This window comes from Carboxydothermus hydrogenoformans Z-2901 (genome assembly GCF_000012865.1).
Taxonomy (GTDB): Bacteria; Bacillota; Z-2901; order Carboxydothermales; family Carboxydothermaceae; genus Carboxydothermus; species Carboxydothermus hydrogenoformans.
On record NC_007503.1, the window covers coordinates 716,517 to 743,398 of the forward strand.

The 26,882-nt window shown below is 41.4% G+C and carries 21 protein-coding genes and 1 pseudogene; 19 read left to right on the forward strand and 3 right to left on the reverse strand.

Translation table 11 applies throughout. The features are described 5' to 3' along the window. Nucleotides 1-34: 34 nt before the first annotated feature. From cysK to CHY_RS03755, 14 genes are all read left to right on the forward strand, one after another. Nucleotides 35-955 carry a cysteine synthase A gene (gene cysK / locus CHY_RS03690; RefSeq protein ID WP_011343738.1) on the forward strand — a complete coding sequence of 307 codons (921 nt, stop codon included), beginning with the start codon at nt 35-37 and terminating at the stop codon, nt 953-955. Between the two features lie 30 nt (nt 956-985). Next, on the forward strand, nt 986-1,477 hold the full coding sequence (locus tag CHY_RS03695) for a methylated-DNA--[protein]-cysteine S-methyltransferase (protein ID WP_011343739.1): 492 nt from the start codon (nt 986-988) through the stop codon (nt 1,475-1,477). Nucleotides 1,478-1,810: 333 nt separating this feature from the next. Beyond that, the gene (locus CHY_RS03700) at nt 1,811-3,109 is read left to right on the forward strand and encodes an RNA-guided endonuclease InsQ/TnpB family protein (RefSeq protein ID WP_011343741.1); all 1,299 of its coding nucleotides are present in this window, start codon (nt 1,811-1,813) and stop codon (nt 3,107-3,109) included. Nucleotides 3,110-3,267: 158 nt separating this feature from the next. Further along, nucleotides 3,268-3,675 carry a copper chaperone Copz family protein gene (locus CHY_RS03705; protein WP_011343742.1) on the forward strand — a complete coding sequence of 136 codons (408 nt, stop codon included), beginning with the start codon at nt 3,268-3,270 and terminating at the stop codon, nt 3,673-3,675. Nucleotides 3,676-3,779: 104 nt separating this feature from the next. After that, nucleotides 3,780-4,238: a MarR family winged helix-turn-helix transcriptional regulator gene (locus CHY_RS03710; protein ID WP_011343743.1), complete on the forward strand. Its 459-nt coding sequence runs from the start codon at nt 3,780-3,782 to the stop codon at nt 4,236-4,238. A 1-nt stretch (nt 4,239) separates the two neighbouring features. Next, nucleotides 4,240-5,841 (forward strand): MDR family MFS transporter, encoded by a 1,602-nt coding sequence (locus CHY_RS03715; protein WP_011343744.1) that lies wholly within the window; start codon nt 4,240-4,242, stop codon nt 5,839-5,841. A gap of 69 nt (nt 5,842-5,910) precedes the next feature. After that, nucleotides 5,911-7,137, forward strand: coding sequence for an MFS transporter (locus CHY_RS03720; protein ID WP_226986723.1), 1,227 nt, complete (start codon nt 5,911-5,913; stop codon nt 7,135-7,137). Nucleotides 7,138-7,183: 46 nt separating this feature from the next. After that, entirely contained in the window at nt 7,184-7,942 is a 759-nt protein-coding gene (locus tag CHY_RS03725) for an acyl-[acyl-carrier-protein] thioesterase (RefSeq protein ID WP_011343746.1), read from the forward strand. Between the two features lie 142 nt (nt 7,943-8,084). Beyond that, on the forward strand, nt 8,085-8,270 hold the full coding sequence (locus CHY_RS03730) for an aspartyl-phosphate phosphatase Spo0E family protein (protein WP_041537639.1): 186 nt from the start codon (nt 8,085-8,087) through the stop codon (nt 8,268-8,270). Between the two features lie 668 nt (nt 8,271-8,938). Next, a complete protein-coding gene (locus CHY_RS03735) occupies nt 8,939-9,649 on the forward strand; it encodes a rhomboid family intramembrane serine protease (protein ID WP_011343750.1) in 711 nt (236 codons plus the stop codon). 287 nt (nt 9,650-9,936) lie between these two features. Next, nucleotides 9,937-10,353, forward strand: coding sequence for an Hsp20/alpha crystallin family protein (locus tag CHY_RS03740; protein ID WP_011343751.1), 417 nt, complete (start codon nt 9,937-9,939; stop codon nt 10,351-10,353). Nucleotides 10,354-10,550: 197 nt separating this feature from the next. Continuing rightward, the gene (locus CHY_RS03745) at nt 10,551-10,934 is read left to right on the forward strand and encodes a hypothetical protein (RefSeq protein ID WP_162485052.1); all 384 of its coding nucleotides are present in this window, start codon (nt 10,551-10,553) and stop codon (nt 10,932-10,934) included. 745 nt (nt 10,935-11,679) lie between these two features. Then, nucleotides 11,680-11,823 (forward strand): hypothetical protein, encoded by a 144-nt coding sequence (locus tag CHY_RS13120; RefSeq protein WP_162485053.1) that lies wholly within the window; start codon nt 11,680-11,682, stop codon nt 11,821-11,823. A gap of 225 nt (nt 11,824-12,048) precedes the next feature. After that, nucleotides 12,049-15,846: a hypothetical protein gene (locus tag CHY_RS03755; protein WP_011343756.1), complete on the forward strand. Its 3,798-nt coding sequence runs from the start codon at nt 12,049-12,051 to the stop codon at nt 15,844-15,846. Between the two features lie 478 nt (nt 15,847-16,324). Here the strand turns inward: CHY_RS03755 and CHY_RS13550 are convergent. Beyond that, a pseudogene (locus CHY_RS13550) lies at nt 16,325-16,555 on the reverse strand (AAA family ATPase); the annotation flags it as partial. Nucleotides 16,556-16,804: 249 nt separating this feature from the next. Here CHY_RS13550 and CHY_RS03760 point away from each other — a divergent pair. The 5 genes from CHY_RS03760 (at nt 16,805) to CHY_RS03780 (ending at nt 24,962) form a co-directional block, all read left to right on the forward strand. Continuing rightward, nucleotides 16,805-17,332 (forward strand): DUF559 domain-containing protein, encoded by a 528-nt coding sequence (locus CHY_RS03760; RefSeq protein ID WP_011343758.1) that lies wholly within the window; start codon nt 16,805-16,807, stop codon nt 17,330-17,332. An 80-nt stretch (nt 17,333-17,412) separates the two neighbouring features. After that, on the forward strand, nt 17,413-19,851 hold the full coding sequence (locus tag CHY_RS03765; RefSeq protein WP_088775894.1) for a type I restriction-modification system subunit M: 2,439 nt from the start codon (nt 17,413-17,415) through the stop codon (nt 19,849-19,851). Next, the gene (locus CHY_RS03770) at nt 19,844-21,055 is read left to right on the forward strand and encodes a restriction endonuclease subunit S (protein WP_011343760.1); all 1,212 of its coding nucleotides are present in this window, start codon (nt 19,844-19,846) and stop codon (nt 21,053-21,055) included. The genes CHY_RS03765 and CHY_RS03770 overlap by 8 nt, the downstream gene beginning before the upstream one ends. A 26-nt stretch (nt 21,056-21,081) precedes the next feature. Further along, nucleotides 21,082-24,285 (forward strand): type I restriction endonuclease subunit R, encoded by a 3,204-nt coding sequence (locus tag CHY_RS03775; protein ID WP_011343761.1) that lies wholly within the window; start codon nt 21,082-21,084, stop codon nt 24,283-24,285. 5 nt (nt 24,286-24,290) lie between these two features. Beyond that, nucleotides 24,291-24,962 (forward strand): M48 family metallopeptidase, encoded by a 672-nt coding sequence (locus tag CHY_RS03780; RefSeq protein WP_011343762.1) that lies wholly within the window; start codon nt 24,291-24,293, stop codon nt 24,960-24,962. A 37-nt stretch (nt 24,963-24,999) separates the two neighbouring features. Here the strand turns inward: CHY_RS03780 and CHY_RS03785 are convergent, their stop codons facing one another. Together CHY_RS03785 and CHY_RS03790 are read right to left on the reverse strand one after the other, a co-directional pair. After that, nucleotides 25,000-25,527: a hypothetical protein gene (locus CHY_RS03785; RefSeq protein WP_011343763.1), complete on the reverse strand. Its 528-nt coding sequence runs from the start codon at nt 25,525-25,527 to the stop codon at nt 25,000-25,002. Between the two features lie 325 nt (nt 25,528-25,852). After that, a complete protein-coding gene (locus tag CHY_RS03790) occupies nt 25,853-26,782 on the reverse strand; it encodes a hypothetical protein (protein ID WP_011343764.1) in 930 nt (309 codons plus the stop codon). Nucleotides 26,783-26,882: the final 100 nt, after the last annotated feature.

Below are 26,882 nucleotides of genomic sequence, written 5' to 3' on the forward strand. Positions count from 1 at the left end.
TTTAGAAGGACAATACTAAAATGAGGTGATTTTAATGCGAATTTATGAGGATATTACCCAGCTTATCGGCAAGACCCCGTTATTGAAATTAAAAAGAGTTACCAGAGGTGTGAAAGCAACAGTTGTGGCCAAGCTTGAGTATTTTAACCCGGGAGGTAGTGTTAAGGACCGTATCGCGTTTAACATGATTAAAGCTGCTGAAGAACAGGGGCTTTTAGATAAGGATACCGTCATTATTGAGCCTACTTCTGGCAATACCGGGATTGGCCTTGCGATGGTGGCCGCAGCCCGGGGTTATCGTTTAATTATTACCATGCCCGAAACCATGAGTGTGGAGCGGCGAATGCTTTTAAAAGCATACGGGGCGGAAATAGTTCTGACTCCCGGAGAGCTTGGGATGACCGGTGCGGTAAACAAAGCTCTGGAACTGGCTAAAGAATTTCCCAAAGCTTTTATTCCGCAACAGTTTGAAAACCCGGCTAATCCGGAAATCCACCGGAAAACAACGGCAATAGAAATCTGGGAAGATACTGATGGTCAGGTGGATATTGTGGTTGGTGGTGTTGGGACCGGAGGTACCATTACCGGAGTAGGAGAGGTTCTTAAAGCCAAAAAACCGGAAGTAAAAATTATAGCGGTGGAGCCGGCAGATTCACCGGTATTATCGGGAGGAAAACCCGGCCCTCATAAAATTCAGGGAATTGGTGCGGGTTTTGTACCTAAAGTATTTAACAGGGACGTGGTGGATGAGATTATTCAGGTAGAAAGTGATGATGCTTTTGCTATGGCTAAAAAAATTGCAAAAGAAGAAGGGGTACTGGTGGGGATTTCTTCCGGTGCGGCTCTCTGGGCAGCGTTAGAAGTGGCCAAAAGACCGGAAAATGAAGGGAAACTTATCGTGGTTGTCTTACCCGATACCGGCGAACGTTACCTGTCCACACCCCTGTTTAGCTAACCCTCAAGCTTTCAAAGAGGGGGCTCTAAGATGGAGTGTGATATCATTACTACTGATTACGGTTATGTAGCCATTGCAGTTTCGGAGAAGGGGGTTTATGCCGTTTCCCTTCCTAAAGCTACTCCGAAAGCTGCCTTAGAGGAAATCGGCGTAGAGGTAAATCCTGTAAAATCCGAATTATTTTGTCGAACTGCCGAATTATTAAAGCGCTATTATGCCGGGGAGAAAGTGGATTTTTCTTCCTTGCCCCTTGATATAAGCTGGGCTTCGCCTTTTGCCCGCAAAGTCTATGAAAAGCTTCGAAAAATTCCCTACGGGGCAACCGTTTCCTATGGTGAATTAGCAGGTCTTTCGGGAAACCCGAAAGCGGCCCGGGCGGTAGGACGGGCCATGGCCACCAACAAAATTCCGGTAATAATCCCCTGACATCGAGTCCTGGCTGCCGGCGGCGGCCTGGGAGGATTTGCCGGGGGACTATCTTTAAAAGAAAAAATGCTTAAAATGGAAAAGCAGGCGTTATAACCTGCTTTTTATCTTTCTTTTTCTAAATTTAGCTGGTTATATTTTTGCAAGTCGGCAACTCTAATTTTGTAATCAACAATAGTGGGCTTAAAAATGGGGAATGGTAATACTCCATCCACTAAATTTCTCATAAACGTAGCGGTTCCAACAAGAAACCAGATAAAAATAAACTCTCCTGATATCCCAGCCGGAATTTGACATTCCTTTGCCTCCTTTGGCTCTTTTTTTAAATATTCGACAAAAAGATAAATTTACCAAGAAAATCCGCTGCTGAAGGGCCCGACTTTTAAGTCTGGGAATGAAAGCGGCTTTAGATTTTGCTATAATGGAAGCATGAAACGCACCAACGTCGTCCGGGTTCTTCCAGATAAACTGCAGAAGCAAGTTCTGGAGACCATTGGGGACCGCTGTGCTGCCCTCTGGAACGCCGTCCAGTACAGGTGCAGGCAAGCGTTCTTCAAGGGAGAATCTGTGCCCTCCTATGCCGCCTTATGCTCCGAGTTCAAGGAGCACCCAGCATATAAAGCCCTGCCCGCTCACATGGGGCAGGAGATCATCAAAAAAGCAAGGAAGGCGTGGGACTCCTACTTTGCCTGCCTGCGGTTGTACCGGAAAGGCGAACTGGAGAAGCCGCCGCACATACCCCGCTACTGGAAGGACCGCCGCACGGGAAAGCGCATATTCCGCGTCATTCCCGTCAAGGCACCTACGTCCTACTCCCTGGATGCTCGTTATCTCTCCCTCACACTGCCGCAGGACCTCCGGAAGGGGCGGGGAGATCGCTTGGTCCTGCGCACGAAGGGTGTCCTGCGCTTCCACGGCAGACCTAAAACCCTGGAGCTTAAATATGACCCGGTAAAAATCCGCTGGTATGCCCATCAGGTAGTGGAGGTGCCGGAGCCAGCAAGAAAAGCCCGGCCCGAAAAGCATGCCGCCATCGACCTGGGTGTGAGGGTCCTGGTCGCCTTAGCCGTCGAAGGACTCAACCGCCAATTCCTTTTCTCCGCCCGCGAAGTCATCAAGGACTTCCTCTACTGGACCAATCAGATTGCAGGGGAGCAGTCGAGGCTCAACCGGGCAGGAAGGAAGACCTCCAGGAGGCTGAAGAGGCTTTATCAGCTCCGTGCCCGCAGGCTCAGGCACGCCTTTGTTGCTTTGGCTGCAAAAATTGTCCGCATTCTTAAACGGCTTCGTGTAACCACGCTATTTCTCGAAGACCTGAGAGGCATTCGGGAGACCATGGACTTCGGGCCGAAGAACCTTCTGGTGCACAACTTCTGGGCCTTCCGCATGTTGAGGAACCTTATCGAAGCTGCCTGCACTCGGACCGGGATAAGGGTAGTGCCGATGGAGCCGCGAGGGACCTCTTCCCGGTGTGCCGTCTGCGGTTCTTCTGTCAGGCGACCTGTGCGGCATAAAGCGGTGTGCGAGAAATGCGGTCGCGTCTGGCACGCCGATGCCAACGCGGCATTAAACATAATCCTTCAGGGCTCCTCGAAGGAGCACGGGGCGGAGGCTACGCCCTTAAAGCCGCTTGCCTTCCGGTGGAACCGCCACCGGTGGGTAAGCCGCTTCGAATCTGCCGCCGGTACGCCCTCTGGGGCGACGAGCGGCAGCCGGATGGCGGCGTAAGCCGCCTGAAGGAATCCCCGGGCTTTAGCCCTGGGGTGGAAGTCAACTTGTGGTAAAATAAAAATATCTGGATTGATTGAGCTTGCCGACCAGCGACTTTATCAAGCCCAAAATACTTGAAGAAATCAGTTATATGTTAATTCAGGAGGCATCCTAAAATGAATTGTCCGAAGTGTGGAACTGAAGGTATTAAAGTTTTTGCCGAAACGGTGTTTAATCTTTTAAAAGATGAGGAAAAAGAACGGTTTCAGGATGGCTTATACTTTGCCTGTACCAATCCTTCTTGTCCGGTAGCTTACTTCGGGGAAAAAACTTTTGAGGTAGATTTAATAAAAACTACTCTCTGGTATAAAGATGAGGGCGATGACGTTTATCTATGCTACTGCAATAAAGTTTCCCGCGGGGAAATCAAGAAAGCTTTCAGGCAGGTTGGTCCGGACTTAAAGGCAATTCTGGCCCTAACGGGAGCCTGTGGCGGTGGAAAATGCCGCACCGAAAACCCCCTTGGCCGTTGTTGTCATTCGGTAATAGAGCAATATGTGGAAGAATTAAAAACCTTTTCTTAACGTAAATCTTTTTGCCCGGTTTTTAGTGGGTAAAAGCTTGACATAAAAATTTATTTAGTAAATAATTTATAACGTAAAATATTTATAAACTAAAAAAGGAGTTGATGAATATTAACGAAGAACTAAAACAAAAGCTTACCGAAGAGCTGGTGCGTACGGTGATTCAGTTTAAAAAAGGGGACGGATTTCACGGGCAACGTTTTGGGATTAAAAAAAGTGAATTAATCTTACTTGCCACCATGCGGGAGATGTGCGGTGAAGGCATTGATGGAGTAAAAGTTTCAGATCTAAGCCAGCGGCTTAATATCACTCCGGCAGCGGTAACCCATATGTTAAATTCCCTGGAAGAAGGGGGATATATTGAACGCCTTCGCGACGCAAAAGACCGGCGCATAGTCATTGTAAGACCCTCGGCAAAAGGGAAGGAAATTTTAGAACAGGGGAAAAAAGAGATTCTAAAAAGATTTTCTGGCTTGGTGGAATATTTAGGAGAAAAGGACACCAGCGAGTTAATCAGGCTTTTAAATAAAGCAAGCTATTACTTTAGAGAGGTGGCAAGATAAAATGGACCAGAATTCCAGAAGAAACATTTTACTAATTGGTTTAATCCTCGGGATGTTTTTTTCAGCACTGGACCAAACGGTGGTCGGCACTGCAATGCCGCGGATTATAGGAGAGCTCGGGGGGCTTGATATTTTATCCTGGGTTACTACTGCATACATGTTAAGTTCTACCACCTTTGTGCCTATAGCTGGAAAACTTGCCGATATCTACGGCCGGCGGATAATGTATGTATCTGGCCTTGGCCTTTTTATGCTGGGCTCCGCACTCTGTGGAACCAGTGAAAATATGACCCAGCTTATTATTTACCGCGGTCTTCAGGGCATTGGTGGAGGAATCTTGATGCCCATGGCTATGACGATTGTAGGCGACGTTTTTCCTCCGGATAAACGGGGCAAATGGCAGGGGGTAATGGGGGCTTTATTTGGATTGTCATCAATTGTAGGTCCCTCCCTTGGGGGCTGGATTGTTGACCATACCTCCTGGCGCTGGGTATTTTATATTAACTTACCTGTAGGCATTTTAGCAGCAATTACCGTATTTATTGGCTTAAGTGGGGAAAAACGGCTTAAAGCAGAAGCTCCTATTGACTTTGCCGGGGCTTTAACCATGATTATTGCGGTGGCATCTCTTTTACTTGGCTTAAGTTTGGGAGGTAAAGAATATCCCTGGAATTCCTGGCAAATTATCGGTCTGTTTGCTACTTCCCTGGTATTTTTATTGATTTTCTTTAGAGTGGAGAAGACTGCCAGGGAGCCGATTTTAAGCCTGGACCTTTTTAAAAACCGGATTTTTACCGTAGCCAACCTGGTAGGTTTTTTAATGGGTTTTGGCATGTTTGGGGCAATTATGTTTTTACCGTTATTCATGCAGGGGGTTCTGGGGATTTCCGCTACCAATTCGGGCAATACAATGATTCCCATGATGTTTGCTATGGTCTTTACCAGTATTTTGGGCGGACAATTGGTTTCGAAAGTCGGTTTCAGGAATTTATTGATTACCGGAATGGCTTTAATGACATTAGGCTTTTATTTGCTAAGTACTATGACCGTTGACACCACCCGGTTAGTGGTAACTTTGTACATTATAGTTCTGGGATTAGGAATGGGACTGGTGATGCCGACCCTGACTATTGCCGTTCAGTACGCTTTCCCCTTAGAACAGCGGGGAGTTGCAACGTCGGCGACCCAGTTTTTTAGAAGTATCGGCGGGACTTTTGGTGTAACCATTTTTGGGGTAGTTTTAAATCACCGCTCCATCGAACTTTTAAAGAAAGACTTTTTGCCGGTAGTGCAAAAAATCCCGGGGCTTGCAACGGGGCCCTTTGCTAATTTTTTGGAAAAAGCCAAAACCGATCCCCAGGGTTTGTTCAATACCTTACTTCGGCCGGAAGTACTGGAAAAAATACCACCTCAGCTCAAAGAAATTATCGTACCACCTTTAAAGCATGCTTTAGCTGAATCCATCCATTATGTATTTTGGGTGGCAATGTTTATAATTGTTTTTGGCATTTTTCTCAGCTTTTTCATGGAAAATATTAAGGTTGAAAAGCAACCAGGAGGAATTATCTCTAAAGAAAAACCGGTGGAAAGTGGAGCAAAATAACTGGAAATGATTAAAAGCCTCCCGCAAAACCGGGGGGCTTATTAACATCTAATGGGGGAGGTTATACTGTTGGAAAAAGCGGTAAAATCGGCGAAACCAAATTTAGGCGTGCTTTTACTCTTATCTATGGGACATTTGGTTACCGATATGGCTCAGGGAGCTTTACCGGCTTTATTACCAATATTAAAACAGGCTTTTGCTTTAAACTATGCTAAAACCAGTCTTTTAGTATTAATGTCAAATATAGCATCGTCCGTTATTCAACCTTTTTTTGGTTACATTGCCGATAGGCGTCCCGCCCGGTGGTTATTGCCTTTAGGGTGTTTGCTGGCCGGAGTTGGTGTAGCGGTCACCGGCCGTATGCCCTGGTTTTCTTTACTGTTAATTGTAGTTACAATTGCAAGCGTTGGTGTTGCGGCTTATCACCCTGAAGGCTCCCGCGTAGCCAACCTGGCCAGCGGTGTGCGCAAGGGAAGGGGAATGGCTGTATTTTCGGTGGGTGGCAATTTAGGTTTTGGTTTGGGTTCGATATATATGGCCTGGCTTTTAAGCAAAGGGGGCTTAAAGGCAACGGTTTTCTTCCTTCTGCCAAGCCTTTTAATAGCGGTCCTGTTTTTGTTTTCCTGGCCTCGCCTTACTTCTCTTCGGGACGAAGTGGTGGAGAAAAAAGCAAAAGGAAATGGTCAGGGATCCGGGCAGGAGATAAAGGCTGAAAGTAAAAAAAGAACCATTGCTGCTTTTTTCCTTCTTCTTTTATACATTGTTTTTCGTACCTGGATGCATGCGGGTCTTTATACGTACGTGCCATTGTATTATACCGATTATTTAAAAGGGGATCCCCATTTAGCAGGTTACATTGTTTCGGTATTTTTACTTGCTGGTGCCGTTGGTACATTGCTGGGAGGACCACTTACGGATATTTTAGGGGCGCCGAAGGTAATGGCCGGTTCTATGGCATTACTAATTCCGCTAATTTTCTTCTTTTCCCGTACTAACAACGGTTTTGTCTACTTTGTTTTACTTGCCTTGGTTGGGGCAACTTTAATCAGTACCTTTTCGACCACGGTGGTGCTCGGGCAGCAACTTATACCCCACAGAAAAGGACTTGCCAGCGGCTTTACAATGGGTTTTGGTGTAGGCATGGGAGGAGTGGGAGTAACTTTACTTGGGGTGCTTGCTGACCACCTGGGAGTGCCGGCGGTATTTCATGTTTTAAACATCCTGGCCGTAGGAGGATTTGTCCTGGCCTTAATACTTATACGGTATTTTCCCTGGAGTTCGAAAACTATGGAGTAGTTATTTATTTGAATGATTCGTAACAGCAGGAAGGTGAAGCCGTTAGATGAATTCTAATATCTTTGAGCTTGAATACCGAATTCCTTATTACGATGTAGACTATCAAAAGAGAACCCTAATCACCAGCCTCATCAATTATTTTAACGATATAGCCTTTGTCCAAAGCGAAAACTTAGGAGGAATTGCTTATTTAACGCAAAATAATCTCGGATGGGTTCTGATGAACTGGGATATAAAAGTAGATAGATATCCAAGGTTTAATGAAAGAGTATTAGTAAGAACAGCCCCGCATTCTTTCAATAAATTTTTTGCCTATAGATGGTTTGAAATATATGATAAAAATGGAATCAAAATTGCCAAGGCCAATTCCCGGTGGCTTCTAATTAATACCGAAAAAAGAAGGCCGGTAAAAATTAACGACTATCTGTACGGGATATATGGCGTGAGTTATGAAAATAATAATATTCTGCCGATTGAAGAACCACAAAAGCTTTTGAGTATTGATATTGAAAAGCAGTTTGAGGTAAGGTACAGTGACCTGGACTCTAATGGTCATGTCAATAATGTAAAATATGTGGTATGGGCCTTAGATACTGTGCCTCTGGAAATTATCTCAAATTATAGTCTCCAAAGGCTTAAAGTTAAATACGAGAAAGAAGTAACATATGGTAAAACTGTAAGAGTATTAACCGGAATTCTTTCTGAACAGAAAACCATTGTAAGTCTCCATAAGATTGTAGATGAAGATGAAACGGAACTATGCTTTTTGGAAAGTGTCTGGTTTTTAAATGAGAAATTGAGCTAACGAACTTCAAGCTTGATAAACCTTTCTTCGGACATAAAATCACCTGCTTTTTAATAAAAAATTAAAACTATAAAATTATTTGTCAGGAAAAGTGGAATCAAACCACCTCCTTTTGGGCAGGATAAGCCCGGAGGTGGTATTTTTGCAAAATAAAAAAATTGAAATTTTACTAAAAACAATTGAGTTATTAAAGGCAGAACTGGCTCAATTAATAGATGAGGTAGCGGAATTAACCAATCCCGAAGTGGTAAAGAAAAGTCAGGAGTTAGACAGGATTTTAATAGAATATTATAAGCTTCTAAAAAGTACGAATAAAGAAAATACTTAAAAGATAAGCCCGGTTTTACGGGCTTTTTAAGATTATCCTTTGCGGGGTAGCTGGAAAAGATGAGATTAGCTTTTTTGAATTAGTTGTACTAACAAGATATTGTTAGATTTTAGGACTGCTGGCTATGGCATTTTTATTATTACTTTTTCTGCACTTTTACCTTGCCAAACTTTGTACTTTTATTTTGCCATAAACACAATGGAAATTTATAATGTTACTAACTCATGAGTTACTAACTTTTAATTTAGTAACTCATAAGTTAGCAGAGATGAATTTAATGATAATTTTGTGAACTTGCAAATAAGTCTGGCACCTATTTTTCTAAATAACTTAGCATAGAAGACAGTTGCAGAGTATTTTAGGGAAGTCAAAAAATTTTTTGCAATATATCACTGTATTTTAGCAAAGAAAAAAATAAATTTAAACTGGTCGTTATAAATCGGTGAAAGAGCAAAGCCTCCAGTTAATGCTCTGGGGGCTTTTGTGTGTATATGGTATGTTTGCCGTCGAAAGGTTGAAAGTTTCGAAACCGGTTTGGTTGAAAAAACTCAAATATTTGGGTCAAAATGAAGGTAAATAACACATAGACGGCGAAATATTTAACTCTACCCTTCGAGTTTAAAGCCTCCAATTTAAATTAACTCAGTAAAGAGAAAAGGAGAATAAAGATGATACCTTTAAGAGATGTAAACCCGAGCCGAAAATTTCCGGTGATGACAATTTTAATAATCCTGGCCAATGTGCTTGTATTTATTTTTCAAATTTCACTTCCCCGGGAGACGAGCGAGCTTTTTTTGCATACCTTTGGTTTTACTCCCCTGCGCCTGACCGAAGGATTAAGACAAGGCCTATTGTCAGAGATAATCTGGAGTGGAGTAACCCTCTTTACCAGTATGTTTTTACATGGAAGCTTTATACATCTTATTAGCAATATGTGGGCTCTCTGGCTTTTTGGGGATAATGTGGAAGAACGCATGGGGCACTTAAAATTTTTATTGTTTTATTTTTTAAGCGGGATTGTAGCAATGACAGCGCATTACGTATTTAATTTTGCTTCGGACATTGTTGCAGTTGGGGCTTCGGGAGCAATTGCCGGAGTGATGGGGGCTTACTTTGTCCTTTTTCCCTTGGCTAAAATTGTGACTTTATTTTTTTTAATTTTTATCCCAATTTTTATTGACGTTCCGGCTTTCATTTATATTGGCTTGTGGTATATCTCGCAGCTTTCCAATGGCATCTTAACTTTATTTGGCCCAGTTTTTGGGTTTGGGATAGCATGGTGGGCCCATATCGGAGGTTTTTTATTTGGGATATTAGTTGGTCCAAGGTATAAACGGCGAAAAAGAACTATTTATTTCGACAATTATTTTATTGTTTAGGAAATTATTCTTTGATTCTTACTGTGGAACTGCAGTAAAATTTGAGGAAGTGCTTATAAAGTATTTGGCGTAAATACGCCAATAAGAGGAAAGAAATAAAATACCAAGAAATATTTAGCAAATTATTGATATATAATTTTAATCAGCAATAGACAGCAATAACGTATATTTTTTAAAAATAACTACTCTTGCACAAAAGTCAGAGAAGGTCAATAATTATAAGTGGAAGGTCAAGGAAAGTTAAAATAAAAATAAAACCTAAAAATCTATGACAGGGGGTGGTAGCCATGCTCATGAGAAAATTTGATCCGTTCAGAGAAGTGTTAGATTTAAATCGCCTGTTTGCCGAAGCCTTTGCACCGATTAGTAGAGGTGTATCAATCCCAAGGGTAGATATTCTTGATGAAGGCGATGAAATATTAGTTAAGGCAGAACTCCCTGGCATAGAAGATAAGAACCAGATTGAGCTGTATGTCCAAAACGATCATCTAATTATTAAAGGACAGGTTAAAGATGAAATAGAAGCAAGAAACGATAAATTCTATCGCAAGGAAATATTTACAGGCAGCTTTGAGCGAGTAGTGTACTTGCCGGTAGAAGTAGAACCTGCCAAAGCAACTGCTGAATATAAAAACGGCATTTTAAACATCAGGCTCAAGAAGGCACAGGATAATCTGCGAGGATTTAAAGTGGATATCCAATAATCCTCCTCTCCCCGAAGTTTTAAGGCTTCGGGGTTTTTTTTACTTATTTAGTTTTTGTAGCTTAAAAATTAGAAGAATAAGTATTACTTTTTGTGTAATTTTATAAGATTACCAAGCTAGTTAATCTCCAATTGAGGTAGTAAATCGGTGATTTTTTTGTTCTTAATTTGAATCCGAACTTAAAACTGGCAGAAATCATGGAGTTTGATAACCACTTTTATGCAGAAGTCCAGGAAGTAGACAGCAAAAAATACGCTATGGAGTTAATAGTGGATAAAATTACTGGAGCAGTTTCTCCGGAAATGGGCCCTAATATGATGTGGAACACTAAATATGGTCATATGGGGCGAATGATGGGCTGGGCTTATAACACATCCACAAAAAATCGTATCACCGCTGAACAAGCTTTGCAGCTTGCCCAGCAATACCTGGACAAAAACTTACCCGGCGTCAAAGCAGTAGAACCTCATGAATTTTACGGTTATTATACGCTTCATACTGAAAAAGATGGGAAAATTACTGGTATGTTAAGTGTCAACGGTGTTAACGGAAGTATCTGGTATCACTCGTGGCATGGGTAGTTTTTGGGTATGGAAGAAAATGAGTAGGTAGAAAAAAGGGATAAGTAGCATAAGTCCTTCATTTTCAGGGCTTTGCACTTATCCCTTTACTATTAAACCAGACAAAGCCTGGATTACTTTGAACAGGTTTGCATGGTATAGGAAAACAGGTTAGTTTTAGTTCGTATTATTTCCTACACTTCCCCTTTTAGCCCATAACATCTACTAACCAATTCCATTCCCTGCATTCTGGCTCCTTCTTCAATACCCTTTCTAATTACTTCTGCGGCAAAGCTTTTGCTTCCATTTTTTACCGATTTTATCAGATTCAGAATGCTTTTACTTGGGCGGATAAAGGCAGTAGTTGTAATCAATCTCTGTTAATTCGCCAATTTACAAAAAGTGTGTAGTTCTTAGCAATAGTTATCTTTTATGCGGCATATTTTTTAAGCTCACCGGCAATCTTAGATGCTCTGCCTTCAGAGCATAAAGGAAAATTATTTATTTTTTATTACTTTAGTTTACTTTTCTGGAGGTTATATTTTATGGAAAAAGCATCGTTAGTAGCTAAGTTTGTTGTAGCGTTCAAGCTGATTAACCTAATTTAGCTTGTGGTTAGTTTACTTCAAGTTAATACAAAATCCCTGTCACTAGTGACACTGCAAATAAAAAATAAAAGAGGCTTCGGAAAACGCAGAACCCTTTTTTTAATGTTAATTTATTGTTTTGTTAATAACGTTTTGGTGTTACAAATGCAGTAGGCTGCTTGTCCCCGACCCTGGCCTTTAAACTGGCTTTGGCCTTGTCCTTCACTTTTTCCAGCATTATTATCATTGCCGTAAGCATTGCCACCGACAGTGGTTTTGTTGATGTTAGCTGTTACTCGTACGGTCATCTGGGAATAAATTAGGTACTAATTATTTTGATCGAAAGGTGTCAACAACTTCGTATAAGCTCATGAACCGCCGTATACCGAACGGTACGTACGGTTTGTAAGAGGACGGGGGTTAATCACCTCCTCTTACTCGATTTATGCGTTCATACCTTCAAACTCTTTGTTCTTCATTAATGGAAATGGTATAATTTTCATAAAGAATATTCTGAAAATAAAAATAATGGTTCAAGGAGGGTCCAAATGTTTATTACCGAAAACCAACTTGATGAATGGGTGCGGAGCAATAAGGGTGAAGCGCAAGGCACCATCGTTGAACTGATAGGGCGTCTTGTCGCTGCGTCATGTCCTAGGCCTCGAGAGCGCCGCTTTCATTGGAAGGACAGTATCGGCCAGCATGGCCCGGATGGGGTGTTGGATACTGATCTTGACTTTGAGCCGTTTGTCCCCAAAGGAAAATCATTTTGGGAAATTGGAACCGGCTTAGGGACCCGCGATAAAGCCACTTCTGACTATAAAAAACTCACTGAAAATGTGCCTGAAAACATTCGGCGCGAAAGCACCTTCATCTTTGTGACGCCACTTTCCGGACAGAGAGAGTGGGAATATACATGGAAAAAGGACGCTCAGGCAGCCTGGCTTGAGGACCGCCGCACGAAAGGTGAATGGAAAGATGTTCGTGTCATTGATGGAACGAAACTGATCGATTGGTTGCGTCAGTTCCCGGCTATAGAACGGTGGCTTGCGCGCAAAATGGGTCTACCGGCACAGCAAATCGACACACCCGAAGAGCGGTGGGAAGTGCTCCGAACATTCGGTGGACTTCCACTCACGCCCCAAGTTTTTCTTCTAAACAGAGAAGACGCTTACAATAAACTCAAAGAGGTATTTACTGGGAAAATTCAACGGCTTAAACTACAAACACACTTCCCTGACCAAATAGTCGACTTCGTTGCCGCTTGCGTGGCGACTCTTGACGAGGAGACACGCACAGATGTTGCCGGTCGGTGTTTGGTAATCTCGGGCATAGAAGCCTGGAATGCAATATGTGAGCAATATAGAAACCACATCTTGATAGCCGCACCTACTATCGATTTATCCGGGCATGAGGGTGTGATACTGCTTGAGAAAGCTCGGAGAGCCGGTCATTCTGTCATATATGGTGGTCTCTCTGGGGGCATCCCGGAGGAGGATGCTGTTTTCCTTCCTCAGCCAAAGGTCTATCAGCTCAGTAAGGCGCTTGAGGAGGCCGGTTACAACGAAGAACGGGCTAGGCTCCTTGCTCAGAAAAGCGGTGGCAATCTCAGTACATTCCTGAAGCTTCTTCAAAACCTTTCTTTGACGCCAGAATGGGCTCAATGGCCCGACGCTGCAGATCTGGTTATCGCTGTGTTACTCGGAGCGTGGAACGAAAAGTACGAAGCTGATCGCAGGGTTGCGGAGACCCTATCTGGAAAACCCTATGAGCAATGGATAGCAAAGATACGTGAACTTGCGCTTCGTCCAAACACTCCTTTAACATATCAAGATGGTATATGGAAGTTTATTGCTCGTTATGAAGGATGGTATGCGCTGGGACCTCGGGTTTTTGACGAGCACTTGGATCGCTTGCGAAGTGCAATGGTGACTGTTCTGCGTGAGAAGGATCCTAAGTTTGATTTGCCTACCGACAAGCGATATGCTGCACAAATCTATGGAAAAGTCCTTGCTCACTCTCAATTGCTGCGTAATGGCTTGGCAGAGTCTTTGGCCCTTCTTGGTAATCACCCTGGGGCGCTGACTTCTGCTTCGTTTGGAAAAGCTGAGGCAACGGCAATTCTCGCGGCCCGCGAGATCTTGAGTGACGCGGACTGGGTGCTGTGGGCGAGCTTGAACGATGTGCTGCCATTGCTGGCAGAGGCTGCACCTAATGAATTTTTGGATGCGGTTGAAGCAGCTTTACGTAAAACTCCGTGTCCGTTTGACGAGCTGTTTGCCCAAGAAACCTCTGGAATAACCAGTGCCAACTACATGACAGGGGTACTGTGGGCGCTGGAGACCCTGGCTTGGGATCCCGACCACCTTATCCGGGTGGTATGCATCCTAGGGGCACTTGCCGCACGCGATCCAGGGGGTACCTGGGCGAACCGACCAGCCAATTCTCTCACTACGATTTTCTTACCCTGGCTACCCCAGACCTGCGCATCTGTTGCAAAACGTCGTACGGCTGTTGCTACTCTGTTCAATGAAAATTCAGATGTTGCATGGAAAGTTTTGTTGAGTCTACTCCCGGAGTCGCACTCAGTATCGTTCGGTACACGAAAGCCTACGTGGAGGAAAACGATCCCTGATAATTGGCCAAAAGGCGTTACATACGCCGAGTACTGGGAACAGGTTAAGGGTTACGCAGAGATGGCTGTCAAAGTTGCCGAGGGTAATGTCCAAAGGCTTGTTGAACTGATAGCGCGGCTGCCGGATTTGCCGCCCTCTGCTTGTGATCAGCTTTTGACGCACCTTGAATCGGAGGCTATTCTGGCGCTCCCAGAAACCGACCGACTGCACTTATGGAATGCGCTTGCTGATCTGGTTACTAAACACAGAAAGTTTGCCGATACTGACTGGGCGATGGAATCTCGTCAGGTTGATAGAATTGAGGCCATTGCTAAACGACTTGCCCCGAAATCACCTGCTCTTCTTCACAAACGGCTGTTCAGCGAGCGTGATTTCGATCTATACGAAGAGAAGGGCGATTTTGAACAGCAGGTAGAGCAGTTGGAGAGGCGCCGTCAGCAAGCAGTGCAAGAGATCGCTGAAACAGGTGGCTCACAGGCGGTCATTGATTTTGCCGCGTCGGTTCAGTCGCCTTGGCGTGTAGGGTTTTCATTCGGATGCGTTGCAACTGTTGACGCTGACAGCGCAATATTGCCTGATATGCTCCATACTGAACGGAGGGATCTTGCGCAGTTTGTAGGCGGGTTTGTACGAGGTAGATTGCACAGCCAAGGTTGGGCGTGGGTTGACAAAATAGATACCAGCAATTGGACGCCTGACCAGATTGGGCAATTTCTCTCCAACTTACCGTTTGTCCCAGAGACTTGGAAACGTTCGGCGTGTCTTCTTGGCGACGACGAATTGCCATATTGGAAGAAAACAGTTGCGAACCCGTATGAGACACAGACTGGACTTGAACTTGCCGTTGATAAGCTGATTGAGTATGACAGGCCGTTTGCCGCGATTCGATGCTTATACAGAATGCTGGTGGACAAGCAGCCTCTTGATAGCACAAGGGCTCTTTCCGCCTTGTTTGCGGCGCTAGATTCATCTGAAAGCGCGAGCGCAAACGACACTTACAAGATCGTAGAGATCATAAAGGCTTTGCAAAACGACCCAAAGACGAATCAGGACGATCTCTTCCGAGTCGAATGGGCCTATCTGCCTTTGTTAGAGCACAACCAGGATGCCTCGCCTAAATTGTTGGAACGCCGATTGGCAAGCGATCCTGATTTCTTCTGCGAAGTGATTCGCTTGGTTTTTCCGTCAAAAAATGAAGATTGCTCAACTCATGAACCAACGGAGCAAAACAAAAACATTTCAGCCAATGCCTTGCGTCTCCTGTGGAATTGGAAAACGCCTCCTGGTACTCGTGCAGACGGTTCTTACGATGGTGATGCGCTAATTGCTTGGCTGGATGTGGTGAAAAGAAAATGTTCTGAAACTGGGCACTTGGAGATTGCATTAAAAAAGGTCGGACACGTGCTCGTGTATGCGCCTCCTGATCCTGACGGGTTGTGGATTCATCGGTCTGCTGCTGCGGTTCTTAATTCGGAAGATTCAGAAGAGATGCGTGTTGGATTTAGAATCGAGCTGTTTAACTCTCGGGGGATGCATTGGGTGGACCCATCAGGAAAATCCGAGAGGAAACTGGCAGCCAAATATCGCAAGCAGGCTGAGGAAATTGAGGCGGCAGGTTACTACCGTCTTGCGAGCACACTAAAGGAACTAGCAAAAGAGTACGACCGTGAAGCAGAACGCATTTTATCCCGACAACTTTCTGAAGAGTGAGGTATAGCCTGTGCATCCATTCACCCAATCAGTTGTTGAAGACGCCGCTTTCGCCTTTTTTTGCTCCTTAAATGGAATGGACAAAAATGTACGACATGATAACGTTAACTAGATAGGGCAGAGTGAGGTGGCAGCAAGGAAAAATTTTAGTACCGAAGAGACACTGGCTATCATAGCAGAAGCCGAAAAGCTCTTTTGTTACCAAAATTGCAGTGTGCCGCAAATATGGGACTGTCAAAAGCACCATTGAGTACTGGAAGAAGCATTTTCTTGAATTAATAACGGTAATGATTTATCATCGGAACTGGCTAACTTGAGAATAGAGAAAGTAATGCTTTGCTCCATCATAGTGCTATGAACTTACAAATTAATTTGGCATCCATTTTTCAGAATAAAATAGCATAGAAGTAGGCCATATAATCTGCAAAAATTGCAAAATATTTTAGGAAAGCACAAAAACTTTTTGCAAAATATCATGTTCTATGGTCAAAGGCTCAACTTTATAGCTCTGGGTAATTTGGACCAGAGGCTTATTCTGGTTTAAGGTAAGTTTATCTAAAAGATGCGGAAGGCCAGAGAGAATTAAGATAAATGGATTTTTCGAATCCATGCTAAAGTTAAAGAGAATAATTGTATCTCAAAGGAAAAGGTCTTTAGCCATTTGTATCTCGTCTAAGATAAAAACTGGAGTAATCATTCTTTCCCGAAAAAAACCTGAGGGGAAAACATTCTTTCTATCCCGGCGGGCATATTCACGATGGGCATATTCACGGACTGATATCTTAAAATCGTAAAAAATCATCAGAACAAATCATCCCAAACATTTTGCAAAATTTATAGCAATTTGTTTGGGGTTTAAAAATTTTTTTGACTGTTCTATTTTGAAAAATTTTATGAGGATTTGGTAAAGGTAATTTGATAAAGAACAGCAATAAGTCGTGCTAAGAAAAAAATATATGTGGTAACTTCTATAGAACCGGAAGACTTAAATGTAGAAAATAGCAAAAATAATGGTCCAAAATTGCTGAAAAAATATCTACAGTATGTAAGAGAAATTTCCAATGGCAATAGAGATGCAGCAAATGATATATTAAAGAGCTTACTTGATACAAATGTATTACGAGACAAGATTAAGCCATTTGATAGCGGATTTGAAGAAGAAGTATATAATGCCTTGGTGAAGAGAGGTTATATTGTTGACAATCAGGTGGGGGTTGCAGGCTACAAAATTGATTTAGCAATCTATGATCCTATCCAGTCTAAATATGTTTTGGGTATAGAGTGTGATGGTGCGGCTTATCATAGTTCAAAAAATGCTCGAGAAAGAGATATACATCGGCAGAGATTTTTAGAATCAAAAGGTTGGAAGATATATAGAATCTGGAGTAGAGATTGGTGGGAAAATCCGCAAAATGAAATAGAGAAAATTGAGAAGTATTTAAATGCTCTTGGTTTTAATAAACCAGCTAAAATGAATTGGGCTTAAAAATTAACGCACAGCAGGTAAAGATATATTTTTGGCGAATAACAGTATTGATTCTAAAATTAAGGGTGAGGTTAATGGCAGTGGCAACTGAAAAAATAACTTTAGCGCAGTTAGAGACCCATCTTTTTAAAGCAGCAGATATTTTGCGGGGAAAAATGGATGCTTCCGAATACAAGGAATACATCTTTGGTATGCTTTTTTTAAAATATACCTCAGATGTTTTTGCTGCCAAGAAATTAGAGCTGGAAAACATGTATAAAAACTTAGGCTTTTCTGATGAACAAATTAAAGAATTAACGGAAGACCCCAATTCATACGATATTTTTTATGTACCTCCAAAAGCCCGCTGGGAGTACATACTTAACTTAAAAGAGGACGTAGGAAACCAGTTGAATAAAGCGCTTTCTGCTTTAGAGGAAGCAAATCCTGAGTTAGATGGGGTTTTAAAGCATATTGATTTCAACGCTACCAAAGGAAAAATAAAGCTTAAAGACCAGCAGTTAATTGACCTTATCCATCACTTCAATAAATACACTCTGACTCCGGAAAGCTTTGAGTTTCCAGATTTGTTGGGTGCAGCATATGAGTATCTTTTAAAAGAATTTGCTGATTCGGCCGGGAAAAAAGGCGGCGAGTTTTATACTCCTGCCGGTGTCAAAAAACTGATGGTAAGGCTGGTTAAACCCGGCGAGAACATGACCGTTTACGACCCGACGGTTGGTTCGGGAGGCTTTTTGATTGAAGCTTTTCACTATGTAGAAGAGAAAGGGCAGGATCGTTATAACTTAGGACTTTATGGGCAGGAGTTAAATGGACTCACTTGGTCGATTTGTAAAATGAACATGATTTTACACGGTATCTCAGATGCCCATATTGAAAATGAAGATGTTTTAACCACTCCGATGTTTTTAGAAAACGGGTATATCAAGCGCTTTGACCGGGTTCTGGCCAATCCTCCTTTTTCCGAAAATTATACCCGGGCAAACATGCAGTATCCAGAGCGGTTTAAATACGGTTTTACTCCCGAAACCGGCAAAAAAGCAGACTTAATGTTTTTACAGCATATGATTGCCAGCTTAAAAGATGATGGGATTATGGCCACGGTCATGCCTCACGGCGTTTTGTTCCGGGGCGGACAGGAAAAGGTAATCCGGGAAGGGATTGTTAAAGAAGGTATAATTGAAGCAATCATTGGGCTTCCGCCTAAGCTTTTTTACAATACCGGCATCCCGGCCTGTATTATAGTGATTAATAAAAATAAACCCGAACATTTAAAAAATAAAATTTTATTTATCAATGCCGACCGGGAATATGGCGAAGGAAGAAATCAAAACTTCTTACGCCCTGAAGATATCGAAAAAATTGTAAATGTTTTTGATGAGAAAAAGGAAATACCTGGCTATTCAAGACTGGTGGATATAAAAGAAATTGAAGAAAATGACTTTAATCTTAACATCAGAAGATATGTAGATAATTCTCCAGAGCCAGAGATAGAAGATGTGCGGGCCCATCTTACCGGTGGGGTACCTTTACGGGAAGTAAGAAGGTATGAAGAGCAGTTTAAAAAATTTGGGATTTCTTACGCTATTCTTTTAGAAAAAAAAGATGAGCATTATTTAGAGTTTAATGATTTAATAACAGAAAAAAGTCAAATAAGAGAAGTCCTTGAAAATGCTAATGAAGTGAAAAATACCATAGCAAAACATAAGGAAATGCTTTTAAACTGGTGGCAGGAAGTAGAACAGGAGATTTTAGAGTTTTACGGAAGAAATAACCTCTGGAGTTTTAGAAACGCTGCCCTGAATAAATTAAAGGAAAAGCTTTTGCCTCTTGGAACTCTTGATGAATTTAAAATTGCCGGCGTTTTCGTGAACTGGTGGGAAGAACTTCTTTATGATTTTAAGAGTATAGCTGCTACCGGCTGGAATAAAAACCTGGTGAATGATGAAAGGATTAAGGAAAAATATTTCGGGAAGGAAATCGAAGAAATAGAAGAACTGGAAAGTAAAATTGCGGAAGTAGAAGGCGAACTAAATGAACTTTTAGATGAAGTTGAAGAATGGGATGAAGAAGAGCAGGGAGAGAAAACGGCGAGCAAAGTAAAAAATCATCTAAAAGAGCTGGTAAAAGAATTAAAAGAAAATAAGAGCGAATCGGCAATTAAAGAAGCTAAAAGATGGGAGGAGTTATTGGCTAAAATAGCTGAAAAAGAAAAAGAAATTAAAAATGCCCGAAGCAAAAAAACGCAAAAAGAAAAAAATCTTGAAAATGAAGTTTCCAGAAGAAAAGAAAACTTAACCGAGGAAGAAGTTAAAGAACTACTTTTGGGAAAATTCTATGAACTTATCGATAAACAGCTTGAAAAGTATCTAAATGCGGAAAAGAAAGAAATCGTCAAAGTCTTTGAAAATCTTTGGGACAAGTATAATGTATCGCTTTCTGAACTCACAAAAGCAAGAGATGAAGAAGTAAATAAGCTAAATGAGTTTTTGCAAAAGCTGGGGTGTTACTATGAATGAGGATAAAAAAATTCCAGAAGGATGGCAATGGGTAAAATTGGGGGATATATTAAAATATGAGCAGCCTTATAAATATATTGTAAAAAGTACTGAATATAAGGATAGCAATAGTATTCCTGTATTAACTGCAGGTAAATCCTTTATTTTAGGATATACAGATGAAAAAGATGGAATTTATACAAATTTGCCTGTAATTATTTTTGATGATTTTACAACTGAAAGTAAATTCATAAAATTTCCATTTAAAGTAAAATCTTCTGCACTGAAATTTTTAAAGGAAAAAAGTGATAACTTTGTTTTGAAATTTATTTTTGAAAGTATGCAATTAATAAAGTTTAATAATGTAGGTGGTGAGCATAAAAGACGCTGGATTTCGGAGTTTCAATTATTTAAAATTCCACTCCCCCCTCTTCCGGAACAACGAAAAATCGCCGAAATCCTTGAAACTGTAGATAATGCCATCGAAAAAACTGACGCTATTATTGAAAAATATAAACGCTTAAAACAGGGGTTAATGCAGGATTTATTGACAAAAGGTATTGACGAAAACTGGCAGATAAGAGATGAAAAAACCCATAAATTTAAGGATTCGCCGCTGGGGAGAATTCCGGAAGAGTGGGAAGTGATAATGTTGGAAAAGTGTGGTAAGATTGTAACTGGAAGTACTCCTTCCACAGAAATTCCGCAGTATTATGGTGATGAATTTCAATTTATTTCTCCTGAAGATATACAAGATAATAAGTATATACTTGAAACAAAGAAAATGCTTTCAAAACAAGGTTTTAATCTTCAAAGAAAATTACCGCCTAAGTCTGTATGTGTTGTATGTATAGGTTCAACCATTGGAAAAGTAGCTTTAACTTCTACTTTCTCTTCTACTAACCAACAAATAAATACGATAGTTCCTAGGCCTGAGTTATGGGAACCTGAGGCACTTTATTATTTTGTTAGCTTTTATATTCAAAATCCTTTGAGAATGGAAGCTGGCATGCAAGCAGTTCCTATTGTAAATAAAGGTAAATTTTCAAAGATTCTTATTCCCCTTCCCCCTCTTCCCGAACAGCAACGCATTGCTGCAGTTTTATCTCAAATCGACGAAGCGATCGAAAAAGAACAGGCTTACAAGGAAAAGCTTGAAAGAATTAAAAAAGGCCTGATGGAAGATTTATTGACCGGGCGGGTCAGGGTGAATTCCCTGCTTTAAGTATTTGGTTTGGGAGGCTTTTCTAAATGTACAGTAAGCTTGATGAGGAGCATTATGTGGAAAATCCCTTCTTAGCCCAGCTTCTAAGGCTGGGCTGGAAGGTATACCGGCAGAATAAAGATAACCCCGAAGAGATAAAAGAGATTGCTTCATTTAATTCAGCTTTTGAACCGTCATTTGGTGAGTCGGTTAAGTTCAGAGAAAGCTTTAAAGAAGTAGTTTTAGAAAGCGTTTTAAAAGAAAGCCTGAAAAAAATTAATCCTTGGCTTATGGAGGACCAGATAAATGAAGTAATGCGGAAGATTACCACTCCTCAGGCCAATTCATTTTTGGAAATCAACCGGGAGATTCATGATTTACTTTTAGAAAACACCTCTGTATCCGAAAACCGCAGGACCGGTGAAAAAAGCCCCACGGTCAGATTTATTGACTTTAGAAATCCGGAAAACAATACTTTTTTAGCTGTATCGCAGTATAAAGTAAACATTCCGGGAACAGAAAAACATATTATTCCCGATATCGTTCTCTTTGTAAACGGCTTACCTCTGGTGGTAGTGGAGTGCAAATCCCCGGCCATTGCCGATCCCCTAACCGAAGCTATAACTCAGCTCATGCGCTACTCCAACCGGCGGGGAGTAAAAGAAGGAAACGAAAAACTCTTCTGGTACAATGTTTTTATGATTGCCACTTCAAATCAGGTAGCCAAATACGGCACCATTACCTCGGACTTTGAACATTTTGTAGAGTGGAAAGACCCCTATCCTTATGCCCTGTCCGAAGTAAATCCTGACGGTGTTGTTACCAGTCAGCAGCTTTTAATTCACGGAATGCTTTCAAAACAGAATTTCCTCGACTTACTGCACACCTTTACCATTTTTAAAGAAGACTCCAAAGGCGGTGTAATCAAAGTAGTTGCCCGCTACCAGCAGTTTAGAGCTGTAAAAAAGATGGTTAAACGGTTAAAAGAGGGGAAAACTCCGATTGAGCGGGGCGGGATTGTCTGGCACACCCAGGGGTCGGGAAAGTCGCTGACCATGATGTACATGGTCCGGGAAATGTACCACCAGCCGGAATTTGGTAGTTTCAAGATAGTTTTTATAACCGACCGGAAAGAATTAGAACAGCAGTTAAGAGACACCTCAAAAAGCGTTGGCTTTACTGTAAATCTTGCGGGAAGCATCGAAGAACTTAAACAGCTTTTAAAAACCAAAACTCCCGACCTGGTTATGGCCATGGTGCATAAGTTTCAGGAACGGGATTTAAAACGGGAGTTTCCCGTATTAAATACATCGCCCAATATCCTGGTAATGATTGATGAAGCGCACCGCACTCAGTACAAGCTTTTAGGAGCCAATTTAAGAAAAGCCCTTCCCAATGCGGTTAGAATAGCTTTTACCGGAACTCCGATTGATAAGACTGAACAAGAATTTGGCCAGTACATAGACAAATACAGCATCCGGCAGGCAGTAGACGATGGGGTTACGGTAGAAATAGTTTATGAAGGCCGGGTTCACAGTGCCGAACTTTCCGATGAAGAAGCGGCCAATGCCAGGTTTGAGGATGTCTTTCGGGATGCTGATCAGGAGACAAAACGCCAAATCTTAGGCAAATATACCTGGAAGGCCTATCTTGAAGCAGAAGAAGTAATCAGGGATAAAGCAAAAGACATGATCGACCATTATGTGACGCATATCTTTCCCAATGGCTTTAAAGCCCAGGTGGTTACCGTTTCCCGTTTAGCAGCGGTAAGATATAAAAAGGCCTTAGAAGACGCCTTGAAAGAAAAAATTGCTGAGCTGGAAAAGAGCCAGAACCAGAAAGTAGACCTAAAGACGCTGAAAAAGTTAAAAGTAGGAGTCGTAATCTCCGGTAAGCAGAACGATGAAGCTATCTATCAGCCCTATACCAATCCGGTGGAGCACGAAAAAATAATCCAGAGTTTTCGCCTTCCCTTTGGTAAAGTTAACGAGAGTGGCATATCGGGGGATGTAGGCATTTTAGTAGTTCAGAGCATGCTGATTACCGGCTTTGATGCTCCGATAGAACAGGTTATGTATCTTGATAATGTAATAAAAGGCCATAACTTACTGCAGGCTATAGCCCGGGTAAACCGGGTTTACAAAAACAAATCCTGCGGCTATGTGGTGGATTATGTTGGCGTTTTAAAACATTTGGAAGAAGCACTGGCAATTTATGCTGATGAAGATTTAGCCGAAATCTCTAAGGTTGTTATTAATAAGGCAAAAAGTATTGCTAATTTGCATTATACCCATAGACAGATCGAAGAATTTTTTGCCAAAAAAGGCCTTAAAGACTGGCGGTCTCAGGTTGATGACTGCATTGACCTTTTAGTTGACGAACAAATCAGAAATGAATTTATCATGCTGGTTCGAAACTTCAATCGGGCAATGGATGCGGTTCTTCCTGATGCTGAGGCCTTAAAATATCTAACAGATTTAAAGATATTAAGCTTTATCAAAGAAGCAGCCCGGAATCGGTATCGTGACAGTAAATTGAGTATAAGTGATGCCAGCCGGAAAATAAGGGAGATCGTAGAAGAGTACATTGTAGCCAAAGGAATCGACCCCAAAATTCCGCCAACCCCGCTTTTAGATGATAAATTTTTAAATAAATTAAAAGGAAAGCCAGCTAAAGTTAAAGCTCAGGAATTGATAACAGCTATTAAAGAACATATTGTTGATCATTTTGAAGAAGACCCGGAGCTATATGAAAGATTTTCCGATAGATTAAAAAGATTGCTGGAAGAATATCACGAAAAGTGGGAAATACTTGCCGAAGAGTTAGAAAGATTTAGGGAGGAAATTCAAAAGGGCCGGGAAGTAGAAAATACTTTTGGGTTTGAACCTAAGAAAGAAATGCCGTTTTTTGGCCTGCTGAAAAAGGAGTTATTTGGGCAGAAAGCCTTTAATGAGCTGAGTGAGGAAGAAGTTAATTTCCTTGTTGATTTAACCAGAGACGTAATTGAAATAATTAAGAGAGAGACCAAAGCGGTTGACTTCTGGGAAAGCTACACCAAGCAAAAGCGGTTAAAAACCTATGTAGGAAACCACCTGCTGCAGAAATTAGTTCCAAAAGCTTCTGCCGGTAAGGGTGTTGCTGAAAATCCTGCTCCCTATCATGCCGATAGCTTAGCAAAAGTAATATTTAATAAAAGAAACGAAATAACGCAAAAACTCCTGGAACTTGCCTATTATCATTACGGGAAGTGAAAAACATGGATATAAAAATTGAAAAAATAATTCGCACCAAAAGAAAGACCATTGCTCTGGAAGTAACCGATAACGCTACTTTAATAGTTCGAGCGCCTTACAGAGTAAGTGAAAGCACCATTCAGGCGGTTATTCGAAAGCACTACAACTGGATTATTAAAAAGAAAAAAGAAGTAGAAGCCCGAGACCCAAAAGTTAGAGCTAAAGAGTTTGTTAACGGTGAAGGCTTTTTATATCTTGGAAAGTATTATAAACTTCAGATAGTGGAAGACCAGATCGAGCCTCTTAAATTTGCAAATGCTTTTTATCTTTCAAAGAAAGCACTGCCGCATGCTAAAAAGGTATTTACCGAATGGTATAAGAAGGCAGCTTTAGAAAAGATAACTGAACGGGTACAGTTTTATGCGAAGATGGGCGGTTATAAATATTCCCGAATAAATATAACCAGTGCTCAAAGAAGATGGGGTTCCTGCTCAAGCAAAGGCAACTTAAATTTTAGCTGGCGGTTAATTATGGCCCCCTTGCCGGTTATTGATTATGTAGTAGTGCATGAACTTGTGCATTTAGAGGAGAAAAATCATGGTAAAGTTTTCTGGACTAAAGTTAAGATTTTAATGCCTGACTACCAAAAACACGAAAAATGGCTAAAAGAAAACGGGTATGTTTTAAAAATTTAACAGTTTGAGGGTTAAAAACGATGTTTAATTTTAGTAATTAAGGTTGAACAATTTTAAGATTGTGAAGTTTTACATCGTGATTTATTAATTTTAAAAGGGCGTAATCAAGCTTTTCTCCATGTTCCTTTAGCGTCATTTTAATTTCCGCAATTTCCTCTTTGATTTGCTGGTTGGAAATTTTAAGTTCGTTAACGTCACTTTTAAGTTCGTTAACGTCACTTTTTAAGTTGCTCACATCACTTTTAAGTTCGTTAACGTCACTTTTTAAGTTGCTCACATCACTTTTAAGTTCGTTAACGTCACTTTTTAAGTTGCTCACATCACTTTTAAGTTCGTTAATGTCACTTTTTAAGTTGCTCACATCACTTTTAAGTTCGTTAATGTCACTTTTTAAGTTGCTCACATCACTTTTAATTCCGTTAACGTCACTTTTAAGTCCGTTAACATCACTTCGTAATTCTTCGACAGCTGCATTAGTATTTCCTACAATCCGAATTAATTCGGTAATCATTCTTGCCATATGGTCTAATTGTGTTTCAAGCCTATTAAATCTTTCTTCGGACATAAAATCACCCGCTCTATATTTCTTATAAAAGAATAATACCATATTTTAAAAAAATTAAAAACAAAAAATTTTTACTGCGAAGTTATGGTTTAATAAAAAATTAAGCCTCCAGGCGAACCCTGGAGGCGTTGATTTTCTGGAGCCGATGGTGGGATTCGAACCCACGACCTACGCATTACGAGTGCGGAGTTTTTACGCCTTTTTCTCATCCCACCAAAGCCTTGAGTTTCAAAGCCTTCCGCCACCGGAAAGCCTCACTTTTTCAGGAACTACGCATTAACCCCTTTTGTTGTTTTATATTCGATACTTCTTATTAAATTCCTGCTCAAGTGGAGGAGTTTTTTAAAAGTCTTTTCTTTTCTGCATAAACCTTCTGTTTTGCGTTTTTACTTCTGCACGTTGGGCAGTAATTTTTTCGCCCCTTCTGAGGCTTTCGGTCATAGCGAACATATAACTGATTGCATTTATCGCAAACACACAACTGTCTTACCCCCGCAAGACATTGAGCAAGCTCAACCCACATCTTTTGAAAACATCCCCATCCCGTGTCTATATTCATTCTTGGACGTTGTTCTTTGTCCCATTTCAACCATAGAGTTACATCCGACCCCGATAACCAACCATTCACACTTGAAGCTAAAAAGAAGCGTTGAATTGTAACATCAAACTTGCTTTCTTCTTCACACCATCCCGCCATTTTCCAAAGTGATGGTGGAGCAGGTTTTCCTTCCAGTAAATAAGAAGCAATATCGAGTATTGCCTTTACTAATCGGGCATAGTGTCGATAAAAGTATAATGGCTCTGCAGGAAACCAAAGACAGGAGTCTGTTCCACCCTCCCATTTAAGTTGTATTCTATTCGGAGTCCATATACAATCCCTATGTTTTACGCACAACCACAAAGGCCCCCATTTTTTTGCAAAGGATAGTATATCTTCGTCCGTCCCTTCCGCTAATTTCACAAAGTCATTAAGTACCCCCTCCGTCTCTTCTTTTTTTGTCCATCCAATGCTTTCCAATATATTTTCCCCCTCGTCTGCTGACAAAACAAAAGGGTCTGCCCGTAAAGGTAAGTTTTTTTGCCATTCTGGAGGTATAGGATACATTACACACTCCACCAATTTATCACTTGAATCTGGCCATTTTCCCAATTTCACATCAGGAGGAACCCATATAGCAGAATACCCTTCAAGGTAAGCCTGAAGCCTTGAGTTTTCGTCCGTAAACCCTGCTATATCCCAATTGGCCCAATTCATAAAAAAATCCCTCCTTTTACCTGAAATTTTACCTGAAAATATTTTTTTAAGCAAGGTTTTTTGCAAAAATTAACTTAGAAAAAACGGAGGTGAGAAAGAA